This is a genomic window from Pseudomonas sp. GW823-FHT06E10 (assembly GCF_058794995.1).
In genome coordinates this window covers 1-13,595 of the sequence record NZ_JBXAHJ010000019.1, presented here as the reverse complement: position 1 = coordinate 13,595, position 13,595 = coordinate 1, and the positions used below count along the sequence as shown (strand labels likewise).

Below are 13,595 nucleotides of genomic sequence, written 5' to 3'. Positions count from 1 at the left end.
ACTTCCCGCGGTGAGCGAGAAATTAACAACGATTAACTCGTAAGCCAGAGCCTTCGGGTCCAAGAATGAAGCCTACCGACACGGACATTCGCCATGGCTCACGTTCAGCAAAATGCCGCCCCCGCGTCATTCACGCCGGTGCCAAAGAAAAGCACCGGCGGCCTCAGCCCGCAGCGCGAAAAGCTGGTCAAACAACTGATCCTCGAACGCTTGGGCGACAGCCTGGAAGTCACCGAACTGGCGCAGGCCTGCGCCCTGTCGCGCAGTCACTTCTCCCGCGCGTTCAAGTGCAGCACCGGCCTCTCGCCACAGGACTGGATTCGCCAGCAGCGCATTGCCCTGGCCAAGCAATTGATCCAGCACACCAACCTCAGCCTCACGCAGATCAGCCTCGAATGCGGCTTCTGCGATCAGGCGCACTTCTGCCACATCTTCACCCGCAGCGAAGGCATCAATCCGTTTGCCTGGCGCTGTCAGTTTGTCCGCGGCATCGTCCACAATGGCAAAAGATCGCAGCCTTCGGCAGCGCCTACGGGTATGCACGTTACCGTGTAGGCGCTGGCGAAACCTGCGATCCCTTGATCCGGCTTTTTAACCTTTCAAGAACGCCAACAGGTCAGCGTTGAGCTGATCCTTATGGGTGTCCGTCAAACCGTGAGGGGCGCCCGGGTAAATCTTCAGGGTCGAGCCCTTTACCAGTTTGGCGCAGGAGACGCCCGCCGCTTCATACGGCACGACCTGATCCGCGTCGCCATGCACCACCAGCGTCGGCACGTCGAACTTCTGCAGGTCTTCGGTGAAGTCGGTTTCCGAGAACGCCTTGATGCAGTCATAGGCGTTCTTGTGGCCGGCCATCATGCCCTGCATCCAGAACCAGTCGATCATGCCCTGGGACGGTTTCGCGTCAGGCTTGTTGAAGCCGAAGAACGGGCCGCTGGCGAGGTCGATGTACAGCTGCGAGCGATCGACCAGCGAGGCCTGGCGGATGCCGTCGAACACTTCCAGCGGCAGGCCGCCGGGGTTGGCTTCGGTCTTGAGCATCAGCGGTGGCACCGCGGAAATCAGCCCGGCCTTGGCCACGCGGCCGGTGCCGTGGCGACCGATGTAACGCGCCACCTCGCCACCGCCGGTGGAGAAGCCGAACAGCACGGCGTTTTGCAGGTCGAGCAGCTCGATCAACTGCGCCAGATCGTCGGCGTAATGGTCCATGTCATTGCCCGACCACGGCTGGCTGGAACGCCCATGACCGCGACGGTCGTGGGCGATGACCCGATAGCCCTTGGAGGCCAGGAAGATCATCTGCGACTCCCAGCTGTCGGCGTTCAGTGGCCAGCCGTGACTGAAGACAATCGGCTGACCGGTGCCCCAGTCCTTGTAGTAAATCTCGACGCCATCGCGGGTAGTGAAAGTGCTCATTGGTGATGCCTCCTTAACGAGGGTTGGGGGTGAATCAAACGGGTCAGTGGCGCAGGCGATCGGCCAGACGCGCCACCCGCTCGCCCAGGTGCGCGGCGGTGCAGCGATCCTCGGGCGGAGGGGCATCGTCGGGGGATTGCTCGACATTCGACTGGGCCATGGCGCCCAGTGAGCTGCCCAGGCGATTGAGTTGGCCGTTGAACGCGCCGGTGCTGGAGCGTGCCGGCAGCAGGTCGAGGCCGACCCAGATCATCGAGTGCTGGGAGGCGAACACCGTCATTTGCAGCAAGGTGTTGAGCTTGTCGCCGCACAGGCTGCCGGAATTGGTGAAGCCCGCCGCGAGTTTGTCGCGCCAGGGCTGGGTCAGGTAGAACGCCGCCGTGGCCTCCATGAACGCCTTGAAGGCCGCCGAGGCGCTGCCCATGTAGGTCGGCGCGCCGAAAATGATGGCGTCGGCGTAGTGCAGCCGCTCCCAGTGCTCGTCTACCTCTTCGACCGGGATCAACTGGCAGGTGCTGCCAAGGTGCCGTTCCACGCCACCGGCCACGGCTTCGGCCATGACCCGGGTGTGCCCGTAGCCACTGTGATAGACCACCACCACGTTGCTCATTGGTTTGTCCTTGAGATGGGTTGAAATCCCTTGTAGGAGCGAGCTTGCTCGCGATGGAGTATCAGTCGACACCCATGTGGCTGACACACCATCGCGAGCAAGCTCGCTCCTACAGGGAAGAGAGTTTTGGGCGCAGACCGGACGCAGGACGAGTTAAACGTTGTTAATTTTCCCTGGCGCGCAAAAAGCCCCGGCAAACGCTGTCCATCTGTCGCGCCCAACGATCACGGGGCCGACAGCCGCTGGCCGATACGCTAGAGTCAATGCCTGCCCCTTCAGTCACCCAAGCGACGCATTGCGCTCCGTAAAAAACCTGAGGAATATGCTCGAAAACCGCGTACCAGACGGATGCAGCAGGAGCGACTCGTTGACCCTTTCCCCCGAACAGGCTGTGCATTTCGGCCCCTACCGGGTCTACCCCGGACAACGCCTGGTGATGGAGGCCGACCAGCCTTTGCGCCTGGGGCGGCGCGCCATGGACATCCTGTTGATCCTGCTTGAGCACGCCGGCAACGTGGTCAGCAAGCAGCAACTGATCGCCCGGGTCTGGCCCAACAGCGTGGTCGAAGACATCAACCTGCGGGTGCACATGGCCGCGTTGCGCAAGGCGCTCGGCGACGGTCAGGCCGGCCAGCGCTACATCGTCACCGTGGCCCAGCGCGGGTACAGCTTCGTCGCCCCGCACTCACTGGAGCAGGCCGAGCAACCGCCAGCGCCCGAGGCTTGCGCACCGAGCCGGCATAACCTGCCGGTGCGCCGCACGCGAATGATCGGCCGGCAGACCCTGGTCGACAATCTGGTGGTGCAACTGCCACGCCAGCGCTTCATCACCCTCGTCGGTCCCGGCGGCATCGGCAAGACCACCGTGGCCTTGCGGGTCGCCGAACAAATGATCGGTCGCTACCGGGACGGCATTCGCCTGCTGGACCTGGCCCCGATCAACTGCCCGCTGATGATCGACGGTCATCTGGCGACGTTGCTCGAACTGGCCCTGCACAACGACGCCCCCCTGAGCGGTCTTGCCGACTGTCTGCGCGACAGGCAAATGCTGTTGGTCATCGACAACTGCGAGCACCTGGTCGACGCCATCGCCCATCTCTGCGAAACCATTCTGCGCAGTGCGCCGCACGTGCATATTCTCGCCACCAGCCGCGAGAGCCTGCGGGCCGAAGGCGAATTCGTCCAGCGCCTGGAATCACTCGACTGCCCGCCGCCCATCGCCGTCCTCGACCGCGCCCAGGCCATGACCTTTTCCGCCCTGCAACTGTTTGTCGAGCGGGCCATGGCCAGCCATGACAGCTTTGAACTGACGGACAATGAACTGCCGCTGTTGATCGACATCTGCCACCGACTGGACGGCATTCCACTGGCCATCGAACTGGCGGCGGCGCAAGTGGGCAACTTCGGATTGCCCGGCTTGTTGACGCAGTTGCAAAGCAATTTCCGGGTGTTGACCCAGCCCTGCCAGACGCCCCTGGCACGCCATCAGACCCTGCGCGCGACACTGGACTGGAGCTTCGAGCTACTCAGCGCCTGCGAAAAGACCTGCTTTCGCCGACTGAGTGTGTTTCGCGGCGGTTTCACCCTGGAGTCGGCAGCGGCGGTGATTGTCGGCGAACACATCGAACCCCGCGAGGTGTTCGGCTCGATCACCCAATTGGTCGCCAAATCCCTGTTGAACGTGGAGGTGGGCGACGAGGATGTTTACTACCGCCTGCTCGATACCACCCGCAGCTATGCCCTGGAAAAACTTGCGCAAACCACCGACCTGCCCGGGACGCGGGAGCGGCATGCCGAGCGTTGCCTGGCAACGATGCAACAGGCGCAGGACGACTGGGAGAAAACGTCCACCGGCTTGTGGCTCGAACGCTATGGCCGGGCCCTGGAGGACATCCGTGCAGCCCTCGATTGGGGTTTGCACGGGCAAGGGCCGCAGGCACTGGCGATACGCCTGGCCGCGACGTCCACGCCGCTGTGGCAGGAGTTGTCACTGCTCAAGGAACACGGCGGTTATGTGCGCAAGGCGCTGGCCTTGCTCGAGCAGTCTGCCGAGCCTTGCCCGCGCTTGCAGATGGCCCTCAAGCTGGCTTTGGGCAGTGCCTGTTATCACGTTCAAGGAGGTAGCAGCGAAACCGTTGGCGCCTTCGTCAGCGCCAGAGCCCTGGCCAGCCAACTCAACGATGTGGCCGGTCAGTTGCGGGCGATTTCCGGGCACCTGGCGGTCAATCTCAGCTGCGGCCAATACCAGATGGCCCTGGAACAGAGTCGGCAATTCGATCACCTGGGGCTGCATGACGACGCCCTGATGTCCCTGAGCATGCATCGATTGCGGGTGCTCGCCCTGCACTTCTCCGGCAACCAGCATCAGGCTGGGGAGCATGCCGAACAAGTGCTGCAACGCATGGCCCACAGCGGTCATCTCAACCGTTTCACCCATGGCTTTGGCGTGCAATACGACCAGAGTGTGGCGGCGCTGACCCTCCACGCGCGCATCCTCTGGCTGCAAGGCCAGCCGGAACAGGCCTGGCGCACTGCCCGCCAAGCGCTGGACATCGCATTGCAGATCAACCACGGGACGTCGATCTGCTACACCCTGGCGCTCGCCGGCTGCCTGATCGCCCACTACAACGGCGATACCCGCAGCGCCCGCGAACTCCTGCGCCTGCTGCTGCAACAAGCGCGGAAACACTCGGTCCTGCTGTTCCATGACTGGGCGCAACACTATGCGCGGGTGATCGGCGGTACCGATGTTCAGCCAATCGGCCGACAAAGCGTCGGTTTGATCAAGGACATCATGGTCACGCTGGATTCAACCTGTGTCGACGATGATTTGCTCGAACGTGCGCAAAGCGGTGTTTCGGACTGGAGCACGGCAGAGATACTGCGGGCCAGGGCCAGGACGTTGCTGGCAACCGATTGCCCGCTCCAGACCGCGACGGCCGAAACCATGCTGCTCAAGGCACTCAACGTGGCAAAGGCCCAGGGTGCCCTGGCCTGGGAGCTGCGTAGCGCCACCTCACTGGCGCAGTTGTGGCAGCGTCAGGGCGATCCCCAACGGGCGCATCAATTGCTGGCGCCGATCTACCAGCGCTACACCGAAGGTTTCGCCACGCCAGACTTGATGACCGTTCGCCGGCTACTCGACGAGCTGCAATGCCACCTGCCCGCCTGAAGGCCAGCGCGCTTGACTGACGTAACCGGCATAACGCATTTCAAGGGCGCGCAAATCACCACTGAGCTCGAGTTTTTCCAGCGCATAGGTGCGGGTGGTGTTGAGGAAGCGGTAACGGGCCACTTCCCTCCCCTGCTCCAGGGTCAGTAGCGACTTGAGGGCCAGGCTTTCCATCACCTTGACCAGGTCGGCGGCGGGCAGCCTGTCGCAGCAGATCACGCCGATCGCTGCGTCCCGGGTGAAGGCCATTTTGAACACCGCCAGGCGCTGCAACACGGTTTGCTCCGCGGCTGTCAAACGTTCGTAGCTCCAGTCCAGCGCCGCCTTGAGCGTCTGGTGCCGGGGCACGGCCGTACGGCGGCCTTGGGACAGCAATTGAAAACAGTTATCGAGTTGCGCTTGCAACCCCACCAGCGCCAGCGCATCGATTTGCGCCGCCGCCAATTCAATCGCCAGCGGCAGGCCGTCGAGGCGCCGGCAGATTTCCCGTACAGTCTTGAGGTCTTGTTCGCGCAGGGTGAACCCTTGCTGACGAGCCCGGGCACGGCTGACGAATAACTGCACCGCCGAATAGCCCATGACCTCGTCAACACTGCGCAACGCTGACACCGGCGGCACCGCCAGCGGTGGCAGACGCAATACGGTTTCGCCCGCCGCCTGGAGCGGCTCGCGGCTGGTGGCGAGGATCGACAGACGAGGCAGCGAAGCCAGCAGTGTTTCGATCAACGTCTGGCAGCGTTCGAGCAGGTGTTCGCAGTTGTCCAGAACCAACAAGGCATGCCGCTGCGCCAGCGCCTCCAGCGTGGTGCCGACCTCCAGCCCAAGGGTTCGTGTGACGTGGTCGGTCACTTGCGCCGGGTCATCGATCGCCGCCAGGTCCACCAGCCACACGCCGTGCCGATAGTGCTGCAACAACAGTTCGGCCACGCGCAGCGCCACGGTGGTCTTGCCGATCCCGCAAGGCCCGACCAGGGTCATGAATCGGCGCACCGGCAACTGCCGCACCAGGCTGCCGACAACCGCATCGCGCCCGGTGATTGGCGTGAGCCGCGCCGGCAAGTTGTGCAGGGGCTTTTTTACGGTCTCGCTCGGGAACGAGACGGGCTGCGGCGAATGCTGTACCGGGGCGACAAAGCTGTAACCGCGCTGGGGAATGTTGACGATGTAGCACTGGCCGTTCTGGCCGTCGCCCAGGGCTCGGCGCAAGGCGGCAATGTGTACCCGCAGGTTGATCTCTTCGACCACGGAGCGCGGCCAGACCTGCGCAATCAACTCCTCCTTGCTGACGACCGAGCCTGCGTGCTCGACCAGCACCTGCAACACGTCAAGGGCGCGGCCGCCCAGGCGCAGCGGTCGATCGCCCTCCAGCACCAGTCGCTGACTGAGGTGGAAAGCGTAGGGCCCGAATTGCAGCACCGCTTCGCTGTTTATATCTCTGAGACTGTTCATGAGCTGTCACTCGCTGCAAGCCTGGCTTCCAGCCCAGGCTCCGCACCGTCCTTGCAATGAGTTCAGCGGTATCTTGGCAGGCCTCGGTGACGGTACAACTGCCGCGGGGGGAGCGTCACGGCCATTGCGGTGCGCACGACGGACATACGCGCTAGCTGAACTGCTCGCGGTATTGGGTCGGGGTCAGGCCGAGCTTTTCACTGAACAGAAAACGCATGTGCCGCACGCTGCCGAAGCCGCTTTTGAAGGCCACGGTCTTGAGTGGCAACTCGGTGGTTTCCAGCAGGTTCCTGGCGCAATCGATACGCGCGCTTTGCAGAAACTCCATTGGCGTCATGTTCACATCCCGGGCAAACACCCTGGCGAAATGACGCGGGCTCATGTTGGCCAGCCCGGCCATGGACTCGATGCTGTAGGTTTCATCGAGATGTTCAAGCACATGGTTCTGCACCCGGGTAATCGCCGTTTCGTGAGGGGCCACCGCCGCCATCAACGGGCTGAACTGCGCCTGCCCGCCCTGGCGCTTCATCACCACCAGCAACACCTTGGCCACGTCCTGGGCGACTTTTTTGCCATGGTCCTGGGCGACCACCGACAACGCCAGGTCGATCCCGGCGGTGACGCCACCGGAAGTGATCAGGTTGCGGTCCTGAACGAAGATCTGATCGGTCTCGACGGTCGCCTTCGGAAAGCCCTTGATCAGCCGCTCGGTGTAGTGCCAGTGGGTGGTGACGCGATAGCCGTCGAGCAAACCCGCATGCCCCAACACGAACGCCCCGGTGCAGATCGAGCCATAACCGGCGGACCGGCTGACGTTGTGCCTGAGCCAGTCGAGCAATGGCGGATGCTTTTCGTTGTAGGCACCGGGACCACCGGGCACCAGCAGCAAATCAAACCCCTCGCAGGCCTGATCGATGTGCCGGTCGGCGTGCACGCTCACCCCGTTGGACGCCCGCAGTGCGCCGGGCTCGGTGCCGATGGTCGTCAGCACATAGTGATCTTCGGGTTTCAGATAACGATTGGCGATGGAAAACACTTCCATGGGCCCGGCCATGTCGAGCAGGAGAAAGTCGGGAAACAGCACCATTGCCACGGTTTTCATGGATTGGAATTCACTGGGATCAAATAAGGTCGGTTTGTCGAGCGCTAGCCCTTTGTGGGAGCGAGCTTGCTCGCGATGGCAGTATCACATTCGACAGATGAGGTGACTGGAAAATTGCTATCGCGAGCAAGCTCGCTCCCACAGGTTTCGGTACTGTGCATTATGGACAAACACAGGCCAGACATCGGAAAAGAATAACTGATTCGTGCCCGAATACTGTCAACCTGAACGAGACAGTATTTCAATTTCAACCTACTTATTGAATCAACCAGTAACCATTAACCTTCTCCTCACTCGGACGAATTCACGTCCCCAAAGGAGATTTCATCATGCTGACTCTTCGCAAAGCCTCGGATCGTGGCCTGGCCAATCACGGCTGGTTGAAGTCGTTCCATACCTTTTCCTTCGCCAGCTATCGCAACCCGAAAGAGCAGGGTTTTTCCGACCTGTTGGTGATCAACGACGACCGCGTCGCCGCCGGCAAAGGCTTCGGCCAGCACCCGCACCGCGACATGGAGATTTTCTCCTATGTGCTTGAAGGTGCCCTGGAACACAAGGACACCCTGGGCACAGGTTCCGTGATCCGCCCCGGCGACGTGCAACTGATGAGCGCAGGCAGCGGTGTGGCCCACAGTGAATTCAACCACTCCGGAACCCGGCCGGTGCACTTTCTGCAAATCTGGATCGTGCCCGACGTCAGCGGCGCCAAACCGCGCTATCAGCAAGAGCATTTCAGCCCCCAGAAGAAACGCGGGCGCCTGCAACTGATCATCTCGCCGGACGGCGCCAAGGGTTCGCTGAAGGTGCGTCAGGATGCACGGGTGTATGCCGGCCTGATCGACGGCAAGGAAAGCGCCACCCTGGAGCTCGCCGCCAACCGCTACGCCTATGTGCATGTGGCCCGGGGCAGCGTTGAACTCAACGGTGTGTTGTTGCAGGAAGGCGACGGTGTGCGGGTTCGCGAAGAACAGGTGCTGACCTTGAGCAATGGCGTGGATGCTGAAGTATTGGTCTTCGATCTGCGGCCACAGGAACTGCCGGAAATGCCATGACGAAACCCTGCTCGCGAAGGCGGAGTGCCAGACAACATCATTGTTGAATGACCTATCGCTTTCGCGAGCAGGCTCGCTCCCACAGTTTGTGTAAATCTGCTCGTCCTGCGGGTGGATCGTTGATGGTTCAGGGATCGCAGGAAGCTTCAAGGGTAGCGATCTCTGCGCCCTGCTCCCCCTGATAACGGGCCCGATAGCGCCCGGGGCTTTCCCCGGTCCACTTCTTGAACGCCCGATGGAAGGCGCTGGGTTCCTGGAAACCCAGTTGTTCAGCGATATCGCTGATGCTCGCGTCGCTCTGACGCAATTGCTCAAAGGCCACGCCACGGCGGACTTCGTCCTTGATCTCTTGGTAGGAACAGCCTTCACGCTCCAGTTTGCGGCGGAAGGTGCTGGGGCTCAGGTGCTGTTCCAGGGCAAAGGCCTGCAACGTCGGCCACTGACTGTAATGACTGCCGCGCAAGCGCTGATGAACCTGGGATGCCAGGCCATGCTGGTTGCGGAAGCGGATCACCAGCCATTGCGGTGCGGTACGCAGAAACACTTTCAGCGACGCCAGGTCCTGAACCACGGGCAGGCGCAAGTAGTGGCTGGCAAATTCGATTTCGGTGCGCTCGGCACCGAAGGTCAGGTTGGGGCCCCACAGCAGGCGGTCGTCACCCAGCGACAGGCGCGAATGGCGGAAGTCCGCACGGTCAATGGGAATGCGCCGCCCGCCCAGCCAGCACAGCAGACTGATCATCAACACCAGGAAAGTTTCTTCACCAAACCGGCTGGCATCGTTGTCCGTCGAACGGGTGTCGAGGCTGATGACCGCACGCTTGCCACGCACGGCCAGAGAGCCGCGAAAGTCGCGCAGGAACAAGCCGAAGTTGGCCAGGCATTGACGCATGGCCTTGTGCAGATCGGGCTCCTGAATCAAGGCACGGCAAATCAGGGCGAAACTGCCCGGCGGCATGCCATGGGAATCGAGCCCGAAAAACTCATCGTCGAGCTCGCGGATCTGGATCAGCCACAACGCCGCAAACGCATTGGCCGGCACCCGCGCCGTGGGTTGGTGCATGACCGCCGGATCAATGCCCGCCTGTTCGAGCACGGCCGTCACGCGCTGCGGATCATCGCGCAGCCCATGGATCATTGCCTGCACGAAATAGGCGGCAACCGAGTCCTTTTCCCGCATTGGTTCGCTTCTCTCTCATCACCCGAATGGCAAAAAACATCAGTGCCGTTGAACAGTTTTGGCATAGGACAACCGCCCTGCCGGCTCTAGACTCGCGGCAATAGTACGCCTTCGGCCGCAATCGCGGCCAAGGTATCGCAGGGTTTGATCGAAGGATGGGAAGATGAATCTGCAAAACATCGGGGTGATCGGTGCGGGCACCATGGGCAACGGCATCGCACAAGTCTGCGCCATGGCCGGTTTCAACGTGACCTTGCTCGACATTTCCGAAAGCGCTTTGCAAAAAGCCGTCGCAACGGTCGGCAAAAACCTGGACCGGCAGATCGCCAAGGAAACCCTGACGCCGGAGCAGAAACAGGCCGCTCTCGACAAAATCCGCACCAGCACCGACTACAGCAGCCTGCAAAATGCGCAGCTGGTCATTGAAGCTGCGACGGAAAATCTCGACCTGAAACTGCGCGTGCTGCAACAGATTGCCGCGCAAGTCAGCAGCGAATGCGTCATTGCCTCCAATACCTCGTCGCTGTCGATCACCCAACTCGCCGCCAGTGTCAGCCAGCCTGAGCGCTTCATCGGCCTGCATTTCTTCAACCCGGTGCCGGTGATGGGCCTGATCGAAGTCATCCGTGGCCTGCAAACCAGTGACGCGACCCACCAACTGGCGCTGGACATGGCGACCACCCTCGGCAAAACCGCGATCACTGCCGGTAATCGCCCGGGATTCGTGGTCAACCGGATCCTGGTACCGATGATCAACGAAGCGATCCTGGTGTTCCAGGAAGGCCTGGCCAGCGCCGAAGACATCGACGCCGGTATGCGCCTGGGCTGCAACCAGCCTATCGGCCCGTTGGCCCTGGCGGACCTGATTGGCCTGGACACCCTGTTGTCGATCCTCGAAGCCTTCTATGACGGTTTCAACGACAGCAAATATCGCCCGGCGCCGTTGCTCAAGGAAATGGTCGCCGCCGGTTACCTGGGACGTAAAACGGGGCGCGGCTTCCATGCCTATGCCTGAGCGTTGCTCGCGCTTTGCCGAGTACCGGGACAAGGTCCTGGAGCTGTTTGCCTGCAAGGGGTTCGGCCAGGTCGGCATGCGTGAGCTCGCGACGTGCCTGGGGCTCTCCCCAGGCTCGCTGTATCACCATTACCCCAGCAAACAGCATCTGCTGCTCGACCTGATCGAGGAGTTCTACGAGGAGCTGCTGGCCACCCTGGGACGTATCCAGCAAAAGGCCCCAGGCAAGCGCGACAAACTCAACAGTCTGATCCGCGCCCATCTGAACCTGCATCGGGAGATGCCCTGGCATTTCCGCCTGGTGGAGCGCGACAGCGGTTGCCTGAACGAAGAGCAACAGGATCGGGTCCGGCAATTGCGCGAGCAATACGAACGCACGTTGCTGAGGATGCTGGGCGCCAAGTCCCGCTTCAGCGAGCAAGGCCTGCTGGCCGCCGGGCATGCCATTGGCGCCCTGCTCAACAGTGCTCCCAGCTGGCTGACACCCCATGTGCTGGACGAGCAGGAACGTGAGGAGCTGCTCGAGAGCATGGTCAGCGGCGCCATCGAACGTGTGCTTGCGCCACGGCGTGTGCCGGAGGCAATAAGCCTGGCGCGTCCTATTGAAAAAACATCTAAAGAAACACAAGCTTCGACGAAGATTTAGCGCTTTGCTTGTCGGCTCGACACAATCGGAATTCGCCGAAAAAACCGGCGTCCAAACCGATGTATGTACTCGAGCACCTGGAGCCGACCATGAAAATCAATCCCTACCTTATCTTCAACGGCGACTGCAAAGCTGCCTTCACGTTCTACGCGCAGTGCCTGCAAGGCCAGATCGAAGCCATGATGACCTTCGGCGAAACGCCTGCCGGTGAGCATGTCCCCACGGATCTGCACAACCTGATCATCCATACCCGCCTGATCGTGGGCGACCAGGCGATCATGGGGTCGGACACCACTCCAGATCGTCCCGTGGATAAAATGAGCGCCTGTTCGATTTCACTCAACGTCGACAGCATTGCCGAGGCCGAGCGGGTCTTCAATGCGCTGGCGGACGGTGGCGCTGTGCAAATGCCACTGGAGACCACGTTCTGGGCAGCACGCTTCGGCATGCTGGTCGACCGTTTTGGTGTGTCGTGGATGGTCAATTGCGAAAAGGATCAGTGAAAGGCCTTGGTCGATCGAGAGTATTGAAGGCACAAAAAAGCCCGACCTGAAAAGGTTGGGCTTTCTGGCAACTCCCGGCCTGTCTGCTACCGTCAACTAGCCATACGGATAGCAGCGAACCTGAGGAGGATACCCACTATGCCGGCCCACGACGCGTCCTGGCCCACCCGTTGCAAGCTCTTGCTACTGGCCGGTGGAATGATCGCCAGCCTGCTGACCCTCAATGGTTGCGCCACTGTCGATGCACAGACCACCGCCTATGTCGGTGTAGAACATCCGGCACCGACATCGCCGGACCAGGTTGTCGTGCTGCGCTCGGAGCCTCTGCGCCCACATGTGCGCCTGGGTGAAGTGTTGATCGACGCCAGCATCGACCCTGCCCCGCCGATTACCGAAGTCGAACAGAAGCTGCGGGAAGAGTCCGCCAAACTCGGTGGCGACGCCGTGGTGGTCGTCTATGACCACATTCAAGCGGTGGGTGCCTATGCCAGCGGGCCGCTGTGGGCACGCGATGTGAGGACCATCGAGGGACGCAAGCTCAAAGGTATCGTGATCAAGTACCAGTAGATATCTCCCCTTGGGGGACAGCGTCAACGGAGGTTGAATTTGAATGACGTGGTGATCGCCCTCATCGTTTTCGCCTGCCTGTCCGCCAGCGCACTGATGGGCTCGTACGTGAGGGAGCGATTACCGAGCCATCATCTGAGCGATGACTCCGTGGCGGTGGTGAAGCTGGCCACCGGCCTCATTGCAACGATGTCGGCGCTGGTCCTCGGCCTGCTCGTTTCCTCTGCCAAAGGCACCTTCGATACGGCCAATGCCGAACTGGAGGGCGCAGCGGCGAAAGTGGTTCAATTCGACCGCTTGCTGGCCCGCTACGGCCCCGACACCCAGGGCATCCGCACCGAGCTCAAGCACAACTACGCCGAAGTCACCCAGGTGCTCGCGACCCGCGATCACCGTCAGATTGAAAAACTCGATAGCCCAGAAGTGATCCGTCGCTCCGAAGGCCTGCAACGCCAGGTCGAGTCACTGACGCCCGGCAACGATGATCAGCGCGCGCTCAAAGCCAAGGCATTGCAAGACATGGACACCGTGTTTGCCGCCCGCTGGCTGACCCTGCTGCAGGCCAATCAATCGATTCCACCGGTGATGCTGGTGATCCTGGTGACGTGGCTGGGGATTATCTTCGGTTCGTTCGGCCTGTTTGCACCCTGCAACGGCACCATTGTCGCCGTATTGCTGATGTGTGCCCTGTCGACGGGGGCAACCATCTTGCTGGTAGAGGAACTCAATCGACCGCTTGATGGTTTTATCTGTGTGTCGCTGGATCCCCTGGAGCACACGCTGGAGCGGTTGGGGCAGTAATTTCATTTCCCGCGGACAAAAACAAAACCCCTACCTGCATACGCAGATAGGGGTTTCGGAATTTAATCTTGACGATGACCTA

The 13,595-nt window shown here is 61.4% G+C and carries 13 protein-coding genes; 8 read left to right on the top strand and 5 right to left on the bottom strand.

Features of this window, described 5'->3' with window-relative positions:
• Nucleotides 1-93 precede the first annotated feature (93 nt).
• On the top strand, nt 94-555 hold the full coding sequence (locus AC1Q6Y_RS24775) for a helix-turn-helix domain-containing protein (protein ID WP_492625361.1): 462 nt from the start codon (nt 94-96) through the stop codon (nt 553-555).
• A gap of 36 nt (nt 556-591) precedes the next feature.
• Here the strand turns inward: AC1Q6Y_RS24775 and AC1Q6Y_RS24770 are convergent, their stop codons facing one another.
• Both AC1Q6Y_RS24770 and AC1Q6Y_RS24765 read right to left on the bottom strand, forming a co-directional pair.
• Nucleotides 592-1,416, bottom strand: coding sequence for an alpha/beta fold hydrolase (locus tag AC1Q6Y_RS24770; RefSeq protein WP_150814709.1), 825 nt, complete (start codon nt 1,414-1,416; stop codon nt 592-594).
• A gap of 43 nt (nt 1,417-1,459) precedes the next feature.
• Nucleotides 1,460-2,026, bottom strand: coding sequence for a flavodoxin family protein (locus AC1Q6Y_RS24765; protein WP_492625360.1), 567 nt, complete (start codon nt 2,024-2,026; stop codon nt 1,460-1,462).
• Nucleotides 2,027-2,393: 367 nt separating this feature from the next.
• Here AC1Q6Y_RS24765 and AC1Q6Y_RS24760 point away from each other — a divergent pair, with 367 nt between their 5' ends.
• Nucleotides 2,394-5,198, top strand: a complete 2,805-nt coding sequence (locus AC1Q6Y_RS24760) for an ATP-binding protein (RefSeq protein WP_492625359.1) — start codon at nt 2,394-2,396, stop codon at nt 5,196-5,198.
• On the opposite strand, the gene AC1Q6Y_RS24755 is transcribed toward AC1Q6Y_RS24760, so the two are convergent.
• Entirely contained in the window at nt 5,163-6,647 is a 1,485-nt protein-coding gene (locus AC1Q6Y_RS24755) for an ATP-binding protein (RefSeq protein WP_492625358.1), read from the bottom strand. The two genes, AC1Q6Y_RS24760 and AC1Q6Y_RS24755, sit on opposite strands and share 36 nt — an antisense overlap.
• A gap of 151 nt (nt 6,648-6,798) precedes the next feature.
• Nucleotides 6,799-7,749 carry a GlxA family transcriptional regulator gene (locus AC1Q6Y_RS24750; RefSeq protein WP_150814713.1) on the bottom strand — a complete coding sequence of 317 codons (951 nt, stop codon included), beginning with the start codon at nt 7,747-7,749 and terminating at the stop codon, nt 6,799-6,801.
• Nucleotides 7,750-8,078: 329 nt separating this feature from the next.
• On the opposite strand from AC1Q6Y_RS24750, the gene AC1Q6Y_RS24745 reads away from it, so the two are divergent.
• Complete coding sequence (locus AC1Q6Y_RS24745) at nt 8,079-8,801, top strand: pirin family protein (protein ID WP_057715517.1); 723 nt, start codon at nt 8,079-8,081, stop codon at nt 8,799-8,801.
• Nucleotides 8,802-8,928: 127 nt separating this feature from the next.
• Here the strand turns inward: AC1Q6Y_RS24745 and AC1Q6Y_RS24740 are convergent, their stop codons facing one another.
• On the bottom strand, nt 8,929-9,981 hold the full coding sequence (locus AC1Q6Y_RS24740) for an AraC family transcriptional regulator (protein ID WP_492588011.1): 1,053 nt from the start codon (nt 9,979-9,981) through the stop codon (nt 8,929-8,931).
• A gap of 163 nt (nt 9,982-10,144) precedes the next feature.
• Here AC1Q6Y_RS24740 and AC1Q6Y_RS24735 point away from each other — a divergent pair, with 163 nt between their 5' ends.
• From AC1Q6Y_RS24735 to AC1Q6Y_RS24715, 5 genes are all read left to right on the top strand, one after another.
• The gene (locus AC1Q6Y_RS24735; protein WP_057715519.1) at nt 10,145-10,996 is read left to right on the top strand and encodes a 3-hydroxybutyryl-CoA dehydrogenase; all 852 of its coding nucleotides are present in this window, start codon (nt 10,145-10,147) and stop codon (nt 10,994-10,996) included.
• Complete coding sequence (locus AC1Q6Y_RS24730; RefSeq protein ID WP_057715520.1) at nt 10,983-11,642, top strand: TetR/AcrR family transcriptional regulator; 660 nt, start codon at nt 10,983-10,985, stop codon at nt 11,640-11,642. The genes AC1Q6Y_RS24735 and AC1Q6Y_RS24730 overlap by 14 nt, the downstream gene beginning before the upstream one ends.
• An 89-nt stretch (nt 11,643-11,731) precedes the next feature.
• Nucleotides 11,732-12,145 carry a VOC family protein gene (locus AC1Q6Y_RS24725; protein WP_218498357.1) on the top strand — a complete coding sequence of 138 codons (414 nt, stop codon included), beginning with the start codon at nt 11,732-11,734 and terminating at the stop codon, nt 12,143-12,145.
• A gap of 138 nt (nt 12,146-12,283) precedes the next feature.
• Nucleotides 12,284-12,712, top strand: a complete 429-nt coding sequence (locus AC1Q6Y_RS24720; protein WP_090454675.1) for a hypothetical protein — start codon at nt 12,284-12,286, stop codon at nt 12,710-12,712.
• 48 nt (nt 12,713-12,760) lie between these two features.
• Complete coding sequence (locus AC1Q6Y_RS24715; RefSeq protein ID WP_223473825.1) at nt 12,761-13,513, top strand: bestrophin-like domain; 753 nt, start codon at nt 12,761-12,763, stop codon at nt 13,511-13,513.
• The last annotated feature ends 82 nt before the right edge of the window (nt 13,514-13,595 follow it).